The organism is Parvularcula oceani, from assembly GCF_000733125.1.
Classification (GTDB): Bacteria; Pseudomonadota; Alphaproteobacteria; order Caulobacterales; family Parvularculaceae; genus Parvularcula; species Parvularcula oceani.
This window is the reverse complement of sequence record NZ_JPHU01000010.1, coordinates 93,947-107,106: the sequence shown is the minus strand read 5'-3', so window position 1 is coordinate 107,106 and position 13,160 is coordinate 93,947. Positions and strand designations below refer to the sequence as shown.

The window sequence follows — 13,160 nt, the reverse complement described above, 5'->3', positions numbered from 1 at the left end:
CCCCCGCCGTCAAGGAAAAGCCATGCCGAACCCGCCTTTGTCTGACCTCGTTGTGATCTTCGACCTCGACGGTACCCTCGTCGACAGCGCTCCGGACCTGACCGAGGCGATGAACGCGATCCTGACGCGGGAGGGGCTGTCCCCGCTGCCCGCAGGAGAGGTGCGGCACCTGGTCGGAGAGGGGGCGCGCGCCCTTCTGGAGCGCGGCTTCGCGGAGAACGGGCGGGCTTTCCCGCAGGGCGCGGCCGGGGACCGCCTCGTCTCGGATTACATCGATCATTACGAGGACCACATCGCGGACAGCTCCTTCGTGTTCGAAGGCTGCGATGCGTGTCTCGAGGCGCTCGCGCGGGCAGGCGCGACGCTGGCGGTCTGCACCAACAAGGTGGAGCGGCTGGCCTTCCCGCTCCTGCGGGCGCTCGGCCTTCTGTCCCGGTTCGAGATCGTCCTGGGACGGGACAGCCTGGCGGCGCACAAGCCCGATCCGGCGCCGCTTCAGGAAATCCTGCGCCGCAGCGGGCGGAGCCGCGGCGTCATGGTCGGCGACACCCTGACCGACCTTCTTGCCGGGCGGCGCGCCGGCATGCCCGTCCTCCTCGCGGAGTTCGGATATGGAACGGAAGACATTCCGCTCGAAACCAGCGAACAGCGCTTCGCCGATTACGAGGCGCTGTTCGAGATGATCATTCGTATCGGTAACGGCGTCGCGATGAGCGAGCGCGGAACGATCTAGGCCTCAGGCTTGTCCTTGGAGCGCCTGGGCATGCCGTTGACCATGTCGCTGCGAACGTCGAAACGCGAAGACCGCATCGTCGAGACGAAGCCCTGATGGACGAGCTCGACGTCCACGTCGAAGCCTTTCTTCCGCCAATAGTCCCGGATCGCCGACTGAAGACGGTTGGCACCGTCCGAAGAACAATAATCCGACATGCGAATCCTCCTGCTGCGGCATTTGATGTGTAACCGCTGAAGAGGAAGCTTGTCTATAGGTTCACCTTGTAAGAGGTTAAATTTTCCCTACCCGGCGCCCCTGGTGCGCCTTTGGACCTCCGTCTCCCCATGCTCTCGCACAGGGGCATGATATAGTGTAACCCTATACTGGCTTGGCCGCCGATTGGAGAGAGCACCGGCTTGCTGCACAGCGTTCCAGATGTCGAGGAAGGCGCGACGATCGGGCAGCGCATCCGTGCGGCGCGCAAGGCGCTCGGCCTCAACCAGGGCGCTCTCGCCGACCGCCTGGGCGTCACCCAGCCGACCGTCGCCAATTGGGAGGCAGGGGTGCACGATCCCCGCCAGCTCATGCTGGCCAAGCTGTCCGAGGCGCTGAGCGTGTCGCTCGGCTGGCTCGCCGGGGGCGAGCGCTCCGAGCTCGAGGCGGACAGGAGCGCGGCGGCGCCCTATCTGCGGCGCCCCATGCAGCACGTGCCCGTCCTGACCGCGGCGTCGGCCGCGCGGGTCGTTCGCCAGAACATCGACCCGCACCGCGCCGCGACGGACTATATTCCGATAACCTATGGCGGCGGCGAGCTGATCGCCGTCTTCCTGCCCAAGACGGCCGTCCCGGGCGACATCGCCCCGGACACGCTGTTCGTGATCGACATGGCCCGCAAGGCGCCACTGCCGGGCGAACTCGTCATCCTGCGGACCGATACGGGCCTGCTGGCGTCGGCGTGGGAGAGGACGCCGGGCGCGGCGGGAGGCGGCAACATCCTGGGCACCGTCGTCGCCTCGATCAGGTTCCACTGACGCGGTTCTGGCGTCGCGGCGAGAGCTTGCGTAGAGGCCCTTGCGTGACTGAACTCGGCACGCGCGGAGCGCGCTTCTCTCTGACCGGCTGGCAGGTGGCGGATGGCGGCATCCGCTTCGCCTTCGACTGCTCGCGCTTCGGCGCCTTCGAAGAGCGCGTATGGTTCCCGGACATCGCGGTGCCGGACGCCCCCGATGCCGGCCTGTGCCGCCTTCTCGACCTCCTGCATGTCGCGCTGGGCGTCAGCGCCTACAAGGCGGCGGCGGCGGAGCGGGTGGATCTGCCCGCCCTGACCCCGGCGGGCCGCGCCATGGCCGAGCGCCTCTACACGCACGGCCTGGCGGAGTTCTTCGTGCGCGCCGGACTGCCCTATCCGCCGCGAACAGCATTCTCGTCCGCGAGGGAGGCCGCGCCTTCGGCCCGACGCGCGGCGCGCGCGCGGGAAGGCGCGGCGCTCGTCGCCTTCGGCGGCGGCAAGGATTCCTATGTCGCCCGCGCCATCGTTCAGGAGGCCGGGCAGGAGGCCCTGCTCGCCTCCGTCGTGATGTCCGACGCCGTCGCGGAGGCCATCGACCGCACGGCGCCCGAGCCCGTCCGCTTCCTGCGCCGCAGCCTCGACCCCAAGCTCCGCACGCTCGAAGGCGCTTATAACGGGCACGTGCCGATCACCGCGATCAACATGCTGGTCCTGACGATCTATGCGCGGCTGAAGGGGCACGGCGCGGTCATCTTCGCCAATGAGCGCTCGGCCGACGAGGAAACGATGCGGGTCGGCGGCGTGCCGGCCAATCACCAGGACTCCAAATCCTCCGCCTTCGAGGCTCTGGCCGCCGGAGCCGTGGCAGAGGCCGATCCCCTCGCGCCCATACCCTTCTCGATCCTGCGGCCCTATTCGGAGGTCTGGATCGCGCGGGGCTTTGCGAGCCTGTCAGATGCGCATGGCCGCTTCACGAGCTGCAACCGCAATTTCCGGCTCGCGGGAGACGCGGCGGGGCGCTGGTGCGGGCATTGCGCGAAATGCGCCTTCACCTCGCTCCTCCTCGCGCCACACCTCGATAGGCGGTCCCATATCCGCAGTTTCGAAGCGGATATGCTGAATTCTGCGGCTCTACTGCCCTATTACGAGCAGCTTTGCGGCCTCGGTGACCAGAAGCCCTGGGACTGCGTCGGCACGATCGACGAGTGCCGCGCGACGCTGTGGCAGGCCGGGCAGAGCGGGGACTGGCGCGACAGCCTCGCCGTGCGCAGCCTGTTGCCGCGGGTGCGCGAAGAGATGACGGATCAGGCGCTCGCCGCTGCCTGGGATGCCGCGCTGCGGCCTGCCCCCGCCCCGGCCGTACCGGAGCCCTACCGCCTGGCGGCGGCGCGGCTCTGGCCATGAAGACGGTCCTGATCCACGGCCTCGGCGTCGAGGGCCGGGCGGCGGCGGCCCATTTCACCGCCCATGCGGGTATGACTCTCCTCCTGGCGGATGAGGCGGGCGGCAAGCTCGATGGCCGGCCCGTCCTTCGGGAGGCCGAGGCGGCCGGGCGTCTCGACGCCGGCACGCTTTATCTGCGCTCGCCGGGCATACCGCCGGAGAACCCGCTGCACCGAGCGGCGCGCGCCGCGGGCGCGGCGGTGACCACCCCGACGGGCTACTGGCTGTCGCGCCTCGCGCCCCGTGGCACGATCACGGTGACGGGCACCAAGGGCAAGAGCACGACGACCGCGCTGATCGCGGCCATACTGGGTAAGGCCGGCATTCCCGCCGCCGCTTACGGCAATATCGGGCAGCCGCCTCTGGGGCCGGATCTGCCGCGCGAAGAGGTGCCCGTCGTCGAGCTCTCCTCCTATATGATGCACGACCTGCCGCCCGGGCCCTACCGCCACCTCGTCACCAGCCTCTACAAGGAACACACGGACTGGCACGGCGGAGAGCCCGAATACCGCGCCGCCAAGCTGCGGCCATACCGGTTCGACCCGCCCTGCGGCGGGGCCGCTCCCCGCGCCGTCATAGCCGATGAGGCGCTGGCAGGAGTGACCGCGATCGAGGATGCGGTTCCGCTGACGGGCGAGGCGCTGATCCTCGGCCCTCATGCCCTCGCCATCGAAGAACTGGGGGACGCCTTCCGCAGCCCTGGCGCGAGAGCGGCGGCCAGAGCGGCCTCAGCCATCCTGCTGCCCATGCTCGGGCCCGACCGCCTCTTCGAAGCGTTGCCCGCCGCAGCAGCGGACTGGCGGGGGCTGCCTTCGCGCCAGGCCATGGTGCCGAGCGCGGATGGCCGCATCTGGATCGACGATGCGCTCGCCACCGTGCCCGAAGCGGTGGGGGCGGCGCTCGAGCGGTTCTGCGACCGTCCCGTCCGCCTGATCCTGGGCGGCAAGGATCGCGGCCAGCGCTTTGGCAGCCTCGCCCCGGCGGCGAAGCGCCTGGACGACCTCGCCGTCTTCGCCTTCGGCGAGATCGCCTCCCGCGCCGCCGGGGATCTCGCGCCCATGGCCGTCGAACACCTGCCAAGCCTCGAAGAAGCCGTCCGGGCGGCGGCGGCGGCCTGCCCGCCCGGCGGCGTGGTGCTGTTCTCGCCCGGCGCGCCGAGCGGGCCGCCCCATCGCGACTACAAGCAGCGGGCCACGATCTTCGCCGGGCTCGCATCGGAGGCTTTGCCGCGATGAGCGCGCGCATGGCCCTGACCCGCCAGGTGACCGCCCTGCCCAAGCCGGTGCGCTTCGCCGCGCTCGGCCTTTTCGTGACCGGCCTCCATTACCTGATCCTGCGCGCGGGCGTCGCGGGCGGGCTGCCCGTCATCGTCGCGAACCCGCTCGCCTTCGCCCTCGCCTTCTGCGTCAGCTATGCCGGCAATAGCCGCATCTTCGGCGCGAGCGGCGCCCGGGCGGCGGGGCTGATGGTGAGCGGCTATCTTGGCATCATGGGCATCAACACCGCGCTGCTCGCGGGGCTCGACGATTTCGTCGGCCTCACGCCGGCCTTTGTCCTGGCGACGGGGTTCTGCGCGGTGCTCAGCTATCTGTGGAACCGCCACGTCGCCTTCCGGCGCTAGCGGGGCTCGGCCAAGAGAAGCTCGACATAATAGCGGTATTCGGAGTCCGGCGCCTCTGCGAAGGCGATGCCGGCCTCGGCCACGTCCGGCAGGAGGAGGCGGTCCTTCTGGACCCGGTCGCTCCGCCAGGCTCCAAGCGCGGCTTCGAAGCTGTCATAGCCGCCCGCCACGAGGCTGGCCGCCGCGGCCGGAGCATAGCCGGAGGCCCTGACCCGCTCCAGGACACCTGCGCCATCCAGGGACCGGGTGGTGACGACGCCGCGCGCGGCGAGATCCTCCACATGGGCCTCCGCCGCCTCGGACAGGGCGGGCGCGAGCCGCACGGGGGGCAGGCCGCGGCTGCCGCGGAAGGCGTTGAGGTCATCGATCGCGCGCGCGGCGCGCGACGCTTCGGCTGGAAGGGGATCCACGGCGCTGTCGCGGGCCGCCTCGCGCATGGCGGGCTCTGCCTCCGGTCCCAGCCCCGACTCTGGCTCTGGCTCTGACTCTGGCTCTGGTCCGGCAGGTCTTTCCTGCGGGGGCGCCTCCGCCTCCTGCGCCATGGGCGCGGGGTCCGGAGGCGCCTCGGGCGGCGGGATCCGGGTCGCGCAGGCGCAGATTCCGGCGAGCGCGAGCGCCGACGCGAATCCTGCCTCCCGGCTCCCGATCATGCGTGCCTCCTTCGAACCGCGCTCAGGCCTGCAAGAACCGGTCCGGATCTGGCAAGGGGGCCGGCGGGGAAGGCCGCGAGCGCCGCCCGGCCCGGATGCTCTCGCACTTTGGCTTGCCGCGCACTAGGTTAGCGGCATGCGCACTCTTCTTCTGCCCTCCATGCTCCTCCTGCTCGCCGCCTGCGCCACCGGGCCCTCCTATGGTCCTGCGGACCGGCCGGGCGCGCTCGGCTATTCGGACAGGCCGATCGAAGCCGACCGCTATCGCGTCAGCTACCGCGCGCGGAACCTTATCGAAGCCGAGGACGGCGCTCTGCGCAGGGCGGCCGATCTGACGCTTCAGAACGGCTATGACTGGTTCACCATCGTCACTCGCAGCGCCGATGCGGAAGGCGTCGGGCGCTCATCGGGCGCATCGGTCGGCATCGGCGGCTCGACAGGCGGCTTCGGGCGCTCGGGCGTGGGGCTCGGCGTGCAGCTGCCGCTCGGCCGCCGCGATGCGGGCGAGACCGTGGTCAGCCTCGAGGTCGTGATGGGGACGGGTCCGGAACCCGACGGTCCCCAGACCTATGACGCCACCGCCGTCCTGGGAAATCTGAACGCGCCGGGCCTCTAGCGGCTGCGCAGCGGCTTGGGCCGGAAGAGTTCGAAGACGAGGCCGCCCAGGACGCCTGCCCCGACCTGCAGCCAGAAGCCGTAAGCCTCCTGCGCGCCCAGGATCGGCGTGACGCCGTAGCGCCAAGTCATCAGCGCGAGAGCGGTCGCGATCGCCGCGCCGCCGGCTGCCGGATAGGCGATGGGCGAGAGGCGCGGCAGGGCCGCGGCGACCAGGCTGGCGATGTAGAAGGCGATCGCGAAACCAAGAGCGATGACCGCGAAATAGGAGATCATCGCTCCAAGGTCATGCAGCACCGTCCGCAGGTTCACCCCCAGCGGCACGTCCCGGCCCAGAGCCTCGATTCCCGCCAGGGTCACCTGGGTGGAGGCGGCCGATCCGAGAAGATAGGCCGCGAGCGAAGCGGCGAGCCAGGCGGTGACGATCCCGAAGAAACGCATGTCGAGGTCCGGAAGAGGCGGCCGCGCCCTGCGGCCAATTCCGGCTGAACTGGCGCGTGGCGTTCCGAAAGGCAAGGCGAGGCGCTAGGGAGCCGCCGATCCCTGTCTCGCTTTCGGAGTTCCCGCATGAGAATGCTGCTCGCCCTCCTTCTCGTTTCGGCGCCGCAAGACGGCCCCCTCCCCCCGAGCGCGGAGGCCCCTTCGGCCGATCCGGCCGCTTATGCGGTGGAGACGGTGGCGGGCGGGCTCGACCACCCCTGGGACATCGCCTTCCTGCCCGGAACCGAGCAGGGGACAGGGGACGTTTTGGTCACGGAACGGCCCGGCCGCCTGCGCGTGATCCGCGACGGGGTGCTGCTGGAGGCGCCCGTATCGGGAGTGCCGGCGGTCCATGCGGAGAGCCAGGCGGGCCTGTTCGAGGTCTCGCCGCATCCCGACTTCGCGCAGAACGGGCTCCTCTATCTCAGCTTCGCCATGCCGGAGGGCGATGCGAACACGCTGGCGCTGGCGCGGGGGCGTTATGTGCCGCTGCCCGAGGGCGGGCGGCTGGAGGCGGTGGAGGTCCTGTTCACGGCGGAACCGCTGCGCGAGACCTCGGCGCATTACGGCGGGCGCATCGCCTGGCTGCCCGACGGAACGCTGCTCCTGACCTCCGGAGAAGGATATGGCTATCGCCACCAGGCCCAGGATCTCGGCAGCCATCTGGGCAAGATCCTGCGGCTGGACGAGACCGGGCAGGCGCCGGCCGACAATCCCTTTTCGGGCGTGCCGGGCGCGCTGCCCGAGATCTGGTCCTATGGGCACCGCAATCCGCAAGGGATCGCCGTCACGCCTTCGGGCGTCTTCGCCGACGAGCACGGCCCGCGCGGCGGCGACGAGCTGAACCGGATCGACCGGGGCGCGAATTACGGCTGGCCGGTCGCGAGCTACGGCCTCGACTATTCGGGCGCCCGCATCACGCCCTTCACGCAGTGGGAGGGCACCGAGCAGCCGCTCGTGCAGTGGACGCCGTCCATCGCGCCCTCCTCCCTCGCCCTTTATGACGGCGCGATGTTCCCCCAATGGCGGGGCGACCTCCTGGTCGGCGCCCTCGCCCATCGCCAGGTGCGGCGCCTCGACCCGGACGCGCCTGCCGAGCAGGAGATCCTGTTCGAGGAGCTCGGCGCGCGCATCCGCGATGTTGCCGTGGCGCCCGACGGGGCGCTGTGGCTGGCGCTCGAGGAACGGGAGGGACCTTCCGGACGGGTGGTGCGGGTGACGCCCGCGCGCTAATGGGCACCCCGCGCCCTGACCGGACCTTCATTTCGTCCGGCAGGGCAACAGGGCTACGCAACGGGCTGATTCAGGCGACGGGCATGCGCCGGGGGCGCCTCCACAGAACTCTTCCGGGAGGAATTTTCATGACGGACGCGATGCATCGGCGCGGGCTTCGGCTCGCCCTTCTCTCGGGTGCGGCGTTCTGCTGGGCAGGACCGGCCGCCGCGCAGCAGACCGAGATCGACGGGGACCGCACGACCACCGTCCGCACGAGCGCGGCCGGCGACGTGACGATCACCGAGAATGGCAGCATCACCGTCGGCCAGACGCCGGCCCTGGTGATCGATGCGGATGCGGAGGTCGTCAATGACGGCGCCATCCTCGTCGAGACCGAAGCCGAAGGCGGGGCAGGCGTCCTGATCACCGGCGACATCACCGGCAGCTATACGCAGAACGGCAGCCTCGACGTCCTTTCCGCGATCGACACGGTCCAGGACGAGGCGCCGGGACAGTTTCCGGCAGGCCGCTACGGCCTGTCCTTGAGCGAAGGATCGAGCCTGACGGGGGACCTGACCTTCGAGAGCGCTTCGGGCATCGCCGTCGAATCGGCCGCGGGCGGCGGCATCGCCATCGCCGGCACGCTCGATGGCGACCTCGTCATGGACGGCGTGGTAAGCGTCCAGGGCGAAGAGGCGACCGGCATTTCGGTCACCGGCGCCGTCAGCGGCGATCTGAGCTTCGGCCCGGCCTCGACGATCGAGGCGATCGGCGTGAATGCGGACGGCCTGTCCATCGACGGCCCGGTGGCCGGGGGGATCACGCTTGGCGGGGCGGTCCGCGCCAGCGGCTTCACCGACCAGGTCGGCGATCCCGACGACGACGACAGCGACGACATCGACCAGTCGGCGCTGGCGGCGGGCGACGCGGTCGCCATCCGGGGCGATGTCGGCGGAGGGGTCCTCGTCAATGCGGCCGCGGACGCAGCGACGGGCAATGGCGGGCGCCTGTCGGTCCGGGGCAGCGGCAACGCGCTCTATGTCGGCGGCGGCGCGCAGATCGGCCTCACCGCCGGGATCCCCGACGATCCGGACACGGATGAGGATGAGTCGGATGACGGCGCCCGCGGCGAGTTCGCCATCGTCAACCGCGGCACGATTTCGACCGACGCCATCTATAACGGCGTCACGGCCGAGGCCGCGCGCATCGAGGATGCGAGCCTCGCCGGCGGCTTCGCCAATGAAGGAGAGATCAGCGCGGTGGGCCGCCGCGAGCAGGCTGTCGCCCTCGTCTTCGGCAATGGCGCACAGGTTCCCACGCTGTCCAATGCGGGCACGATCGGCGTCGGCGCGACGAGCCTCGACCGCGACGGCATCGGCGTGCTGCTCGAAGACGGCGCGCGCGTTCCCGAGGTGGTCAATTCGGGCCGGATCGAAGTCCAGATCTCGAGCGATGCAGGCGATGCGGTCGCTTTCCGCGACGAGAGCGGCACCGTGACCCGCTTCGTCAACACCGGCGCGCTGACCACCGTGCTGCGCGATTTCGACGATGGCAATGATGCAACCGATGCCGATGAGGGCGAACCGGTCGGCAACGGCATCGCCCTCGACCTGTCGCGCAATACGAGCGGCGTCGAGATCGTGAACCGGGGCGCCGGGAACATGGTCGGCAATGTGCTGACCGGTTCGGGCGATGACGTGTTCCGCGCCGCAGGCGGCACCAGCACGGGCGCCATCCGCCTCGGCGGCGGGATGGACCAACTGATCCTGACGCAGAGCGCGCTGGTGCGCGGAAGCGTCTTTCTCGGCGGCGGCAGCGACACGGTGAGCGTCGCGGCCTCCACTCTCCAGGCCGGTCTCGATTTCGGCGGCGGCGGCGGCACGTTCGGCCTGACGAACGGCGCCACCTTCCAGGGCGATCTCAACGGCGCGGAAGGCGTCGACCTGACGCTCGACGCCTCCTCCTCCGCCTTCTTCCTCGGCGAAGGCCCCTCCGCGCTCGGCAGCCTGACGACGGCGGCCGGAACGGATGCCAATGGCGAGGCGCAGGCCTCGGTCCTGGGCTTCCGCATCGATGCCGCGGGCGAGACCGTCAGCTCGCTTGATGTTTCGGGCGATGCGATCCTCGCCGACGGCACGCAGATCCGCACGCTGTTCAGCGCCGCCTTCGCGGACGATCTCAGCGCGCCGATCATCACGGCGGGCGGCGTTCTGGCCGCCGATGCGGGCAGCCTCGTCCTGAACCCCGCAGGGCAGGAAACCTTCCTCTTCGAGCAGTCGCTGCGCCGCGACGGCCAGTCGCTCATCCTCAATCTGCGCCGCAAGTCTGCCGCGGAGCTGGGCATCGCGCCGGCCAGGGCCGCCGCCTACGAGCCGGTGATCCGGTCTCTCGTTCAGGACACGGATCTGGGCGCCGCGGTGTTCAACGCGACGACGCAGGAGGAATTCCTCGCCGGCTTCGACCAGTTCCTCGGCGCGCCGCTCGAAGCGCCGCTCACCTATGCCCGCGTGCAGAACAGTTCGGTCACCTCGCTCGTCAACCAGCGCGTCGACCGCCTGCGCGACGATGCGGGCCGCGAGCGGCATATCTGGCTGCAGGAAGAGAGCTTCTTCGTCGACCGGCAAGGCGACGAGACCCTGCGGGGCTTCGATGGTGGCGGCTTCGTCGTCACCGGCGGCGTCGACACGGCGCTCGGCCCGATCGACACGATCGGCGTGACCGCTTCGCTCGCCTCCGCCCGCTATGACGAGGAGACGGGCGAGGACTTTCCCTTCAACCGGCTCGCCTATGGCGGCGGCGTCTATATCGCCGACCAGCTCGGCCCGCTGCAACTCGATGCGCGTGCGGACTATGCGTGGGTGAACTCGGAATCGGAGCGCAACGTCGTGGTCGGGAATGCCCGGCGGGCGGCCAGCGCGGAGTGGGACGGCACGCAGGTCGCGGCCCATGCGCGGGCGCGCTACGAGGCGTCGCTCGGCGGGTTCGAGGTCATGCCCTTCGTCAGCGTCGACTATCTGAAGCTCGAGGAAGACGCCTATACCGAAGTGAGCGGCCAGGGCGGCGCGATCGGCCTGACGGTGGACGAGCGGGAGGCGACCTCGCTGCGCGGCAATGCCGGCGTGACGGTCGGCCGCCGATACGAGCTGCAGCCCTCGACCTATGACACGTCCATTCCGGGCGTGATCACCCCCACCCTCACGGCCGCCTGGAGCCAGGAGCTCGACAGCGACGACCTGACGGCCACCTACCGCTTCGGCGAAGGCGACCCCTTCACGCTGGCGGCGGAAAAGGAGGACGGCGCGGCGATCGTGGCGGCGGATTTCGGCTATGAGAACGAATATGCCCGCCTGGGCGCGGGCATTTCGGGCACGTTCGGCGAGGATACGCAGATCTACGCGCTGCGCCTCGGCCTCGGCCTCAAATGGTGAGATGACGCGGATCGGGCGGCTCAGGGCCGTCCGATCACGCCCCTCACCCCGCCGCTCGTCATCAATGCCACATCGGCAAGAGCGAAGGGCAGGCCCAGCCGGGTGGGCGCGGCGAGATAGAGCGGCTCCCAGACCGGAGCGAATTTCTCCTTGTAGATCCGCAGGCCGTGAAAGCCGTAGAAGCGCCCGCCCCGGCTATAGGCGAAGGCGCCGACCTGGGACATGAGCGGGGCGAGCCTGTCCTCTTCGAGCCCCGACAGCGGCGCCATGCCGAGATCGAGAAGGCGGTAGCCCTGCGCCTGCCCCCAGAAGGCGAGCTCGGTGAAGAGATAGTCCATCACGCCGCGCGGCGAGCCTTCGGAAAAGCGCATCAGATCGGCGGAGAGTTCGCGCTGGCCCGCCGTCGTCCAGATATTCGCGAAGGCGACAGGGCCGTCCGCCCCCTCGACCAGCGCCATCGGGAAGCGGGAGAGATAGTCGGGGTCGAACCGCCCCAGGCTGAACCCCTTCTCCTCGCCCTCGTGCCGGGACAGCCAGTCGTCGGAGATCGCCTCGAGCCGCGGCAGAAGCCCCGGCACCTCCTCTTTCGGCGCGATCCGGAAGGACAGACCCTCCTTCTGCGCCCTGCGCCGCGACTGGCGCAGGGGCTGGCGGTGCGATCCTTCGAGAGAGAAATCCTCGAGCGGCAGGATCGCGGCCTCGCCGATCTTCTGGATAACCAGCCCCAGTTCGATCAGCGCCGGCAGGAGCGCCGGGCCGACCGAATAGAAGCACAGGCTCATCCCGTGCCGGTCGGCGCGGTCGCGGGCATCGCGCAGAAGCTGCGGGAGTTCGGACCAGAGGCCGTAGGGCGCGCCCATCACCACCATGCGGCGCCCGCGCACGCCGTATTGCAGGAAGCTCCTCCCGCTCTCGCTGAAGAGCAGGTGCTTGTCCTGAAGCCAGGCGAGATTGGCGTCGGCATGGCCCATGTCGCCATCGGCGAGGGCGGCTTCGAGACGGGCCGCGTCGGGCGGAGCGGCCGCCTCCGGCATGGCTTGCGGCGCGAGAAAGCGCCAGCTCATCACGAAGGTCAGAACGATCGCGCCCCCTGCCGCCGCGCGCAGGAAGCGGGAGGGAGCGCCCCCTTCGAGGACGAAGCGCCACCACAGATCGTCGCTGTAGGGCGTGGCGCGGAAGACGATGAGGCCGAGCCAGACGAAGATCGCGAAGGCAAGGATGGCCGCGAGCAGCCAGACCGGCTCGGAGAGGCCCGAGCCCAGCCCCCCCTTGCGGTAGAAGGCGCCGCGGGCGGCGAAGAGCGCGGCGCCGACAGCTAGGAGCAGCGCGCTCGGCTGCCAGGGCCCGCCGCGGGTCAGGTTCAGCCCGGCCGCGATCCCCAGCAGCACCAGCGTGACGAGCCACGCGCTGCGCGAGCGGCGCCTGAGGCTGGAGGCGACGAGCAGGAGGAGGACCCCGGTCAGGCTGCTGAAGAAGTGCGACGCGTTGATCGCCGCCACCGGTAGAAGCCCCGCCGCCTCGCCGAAGCGCTCCGCCGGAACGGGTGCGGTCAGCGTCCACAGGAGAACGAAGCCGGAGGCGAAGGCGAGTGCCGCGAAGCCTAGCGGCGCGAGAACCATCGCCGTGCCGGCGAGGATCGGCGGCACCCGTCCCAGACCGAGCCGCGCGGCGAGCCGGCGCACGCGCACCGCCTGCGGCACGCCCCAACGCCGGATGCGTGCCGCGCGCCGCCGCGCGAGCGAGCGGACCGCTTCGCCTCCCGACGCCTTCATGCCGGAAGATCCCGATCCAGAAGCGCAGCATCGCGCAGATGTCCTGATGCGCCTGCGAGGCGAATAAGCATGCTTCCTCTCTCCTGCCGCCCGGTCTTCGCAGAAGATTCTCCGACGCACCGGTGCCGTGCAAGCGCGCTGAACGGTTCCCGGCCTTAACGCGAGCGGCTCTGAGGTCTATGCGGGAGCCGAACGCCATGCTTCGGAGCGCC

The 13,160-nt window shown here is 70.2% G+C and carries 12 protein-coding genes; 8 read left to right on the top strand and 4 right to left on the bottom strand.

Annotated elements, in window-relative coordinates:
- The first annotated feature begins 22 nt into the window (after positions 1-22).
- A complete protein-coding gene (locus IE88_RS0111500) occupies positions 23-733 on the top strand; it encodes an HAD-IA family hydrolase (RefSeq protein WP_051882018.1) in 711 nt (236 codons plus the stop codon).
- Here IE88_RS0111500 and IE88_RS0111495 read toward each other — a convergent pair.
- Positions 730-930, bottom strand: coding sequence for a hypothetical protein (locus IE88_RS0111495; RefSeq protein ID WP_031554586.1), 201 nt, complete (start codon positions 928-930; stop codon positions 730-732). The genes IE88_RS0111500 and IE88_RS0111495 overlap by 4 nt on opposite strands.
- Positions 931-1,131: 201 nt before the next feature.
- On the opposite strand from IE88_RS0111495, the gene IE88_RS17450 reads away from it, so the two are divergent.
- From IE88_RS17450 to IE88_RS0111475, 4 genes are read left to right on the top strand one after another with little or no spacing between them, the layout of a single operon-like run.
- Positions 1,132-1,746 (top strand): helix-turn-helix domain-containing protein, encoded by a 615-nt coding sequence (locus IE88_RS17450; protein WP_051882016.1) that lies wholly within the window; start codon positions 1,132-1,134, stop codon positions 1,744-1,746.
- A 44-nt stretch (positions 1,747-1,790) separates the two neighbouring features.
- Complete coding sequence (locus IE88_RS0111485) at positions 1,791-3,128, top strand: MurL-like N-terminal domain-containing (protein WP_051882014.1); 1,338 nt, start codon at positions 1,791-1,793, stop codon at positions 3,126-3,128.
- The gene (locus tag IE88_RS0111480) at positions 3,125-4,402 is read left to right on the top strand and encodes a glutamate ligase domain-containing protein (protein WP_031554580.1); all 1,278 of its coding nucleotides are present in this window, start codon (positions 3,125-3,127) and stop codon (positions 4,400-4,402) included. The genes IE88_RS0111485 and IE88_RS0111480 overlap by 4 nt, the downstream gene beginning before the upstream one ends.
- Positions 4,399-4,788, top strand: coding sequence for a GtrA family protein (locus IE88_RS0111475; RefSeq protein ID WP_031554578.1), 390 nt, complete (start codon positions 4,399-4,401; stop codon positions 4,786-4,788). Before IE88_RS0111480 ends, IE88_RS0111475 begins: the two co-directional genes overlap by 4 nt.
- Here IE88_RS0111475 and IE88_RS0111470 read toward each other — a convergent pair.
- A complete protein-coding gene (locus tag IE88_RS0111470) occupies positions 4,785-5,438 on the bottom strand; it encodes a CAP domain-containing protein (protein ID WP_031554576.1) in 654 nt (217 codons plus the stop codon). The genes IE88_RS0111475 and IE88_RS0111470 overlap by 4 nt on opposite strands.
- A gap of 136 nt (positions 5,439-5,574) precedes the next feature.
- Between IE88_RS0111470 and IE88_RS0111465 the strand changes: the two genes are divergently transcribed.
- Entirely contained in the window at positions 5,575-6,054 is a 480-nt protein-coding gene (locus IE88_RS0111465) for a CC0125/CC1285 family lipoprotein (RefSeq protein ID WP_031554574.1), read from the top strand.
- Here IE88_RS0111465 and IE88_RS17445 read toward each other — a convergent pair.
- The gene (locus tag IE88_RS17445) at positions 6,051-6,494 is read right to left on the bottom strand and encodes a hypothetical protein (RefSeq protein WP_051882012.1); all 444 of its coding nucleotides are present in this window, start codon (positions 6,492-6,494) and stop codon (positions 6,051-6,053) included. The genes IE88_RS0111465 and IE88_RS17445 overlap by 4 nt on opposite strands.
- 126 nt (positions 6,495-6,620) lie before the next feature.
- On the opposite strand from IE88_RS17445, the gene IE88_RS0111455 reads away from it, so the two are divergent.
- Positions 6,621-7,766: a PQQ-dependent sugar dehydrogenase gene (locus IE88_RS0111455; protein WP_036767115.1), complete on the top strand. Its 1,146-nt coding sequence runs from the start codon at positions 6,621-6,623 to the stop codon at positions 7,764-7,766.
- Between the two features lie 128 nt (positions 7,767-7,894).
- On the top strand, positions 7,895-11,176 hold the full coding sequence (locus IE88_RS16640; protein ID WP_036767113.1) for an autotransporter family protein: 3,282 nt from the start codon (positions 7,895-7,897) through the stop codon (positions 11,174-11,176).
- A 20-nt stretch (positions 11,177-11,196) separates the two neighbouring features.
- Here IE88_RS16640 and IE88_RS0111445 read toward each other — a convergent pair whose 3' ends face one another.
- Positions 11,197-12,948, bottom strand: a complete 1,752-nt coding sequence (locus IE88_RS0111445) for a phosphatidylglycerol lysyltransferase domain-containing protein (protein ID WP_081871628.1) — start codon at positions 12,946-12,948, stop codon at positions 11,197-11,199.
- Positions 12,949-13,160: the final 212 nt, after the last annotated feature.

Excerpts from the sequence above, each read along its gene's own strand:
- IE88_RS0111495 (WP_031554586.1), bottom strand. The coding sequence starts at position 930 with ATGTCGGATTATTGTTCTTCGGACGGTGCCAACCGTCTTCAGTCGGCG.
- IE88_RS0111465 (WP_031554574.1), top strand. The coding sequence starts at position 5,575 with ATGCGCACTCTTCTTCTGCCCTCCATGCTCCTCCTGCTCGCCGCCTGC.
- IE88_RS0111480 (WP_031554580.1), top strand. The coding sequence starts at position 3,125 with ATGAAGACGGTCCTGATCCACGGCCTCGGCGTCGAGGGCCGGGCGGCG.
- IE88_RS0111500 (WP_051882018.1), top strand. The coding sequence starts at position 23 with ATGCCGAACCCGCCTTTGTCTGACCTCGTTGTGATCTTCGACCTCGAC.
- IE88_RS0111445 (WP_081871628.1), bottom strand. The coding sequence starts at position 12,948 with ATGAAGGCGTCGGGAGGCGAAGCGGTCCGCTCGCTCGCGCGGCGGCGC.
- IE88_RS0111455 (WP_036767115.1), top strand. The coding sequence starts at position 6,621 with ATGAGAATGCTGCTCGCCCTCCTTCTCGTTTCGGCGCCGCAAGACGGC.
- IE88_RS0111475 (WP_031554578.1), top strand. The coding sequence starts at position 4,399 with ATGAGCGCGCGCATGGCCCTGACCCGCCAGGTGACCGCCCTGCCCAAG.
- IE88_RS17445 (WP_051882012.1), bottom strand. The coding sequence starts at position 6,494 with ATGCGTTTCTTCGGGATCGTCACCGCCTGGCTCGCCGCTTCGCTCGCG.
- IE88_RS16640 (WP_036767113.1), top strand. The coding sequence starts at position 7,895 with ATGACGGACGCGATGCATCGGCGCGGGCTTCGGCTCGCCCTTCTCTCG.
- IE88_RS0111470 (WP_031554576.1), bottom strand. The coding sequence starts at position 5,438 with ATGATCGGGAGCCGGGAGGCAGGATTCGCGTCGGCGCTCGCGCTCGCC.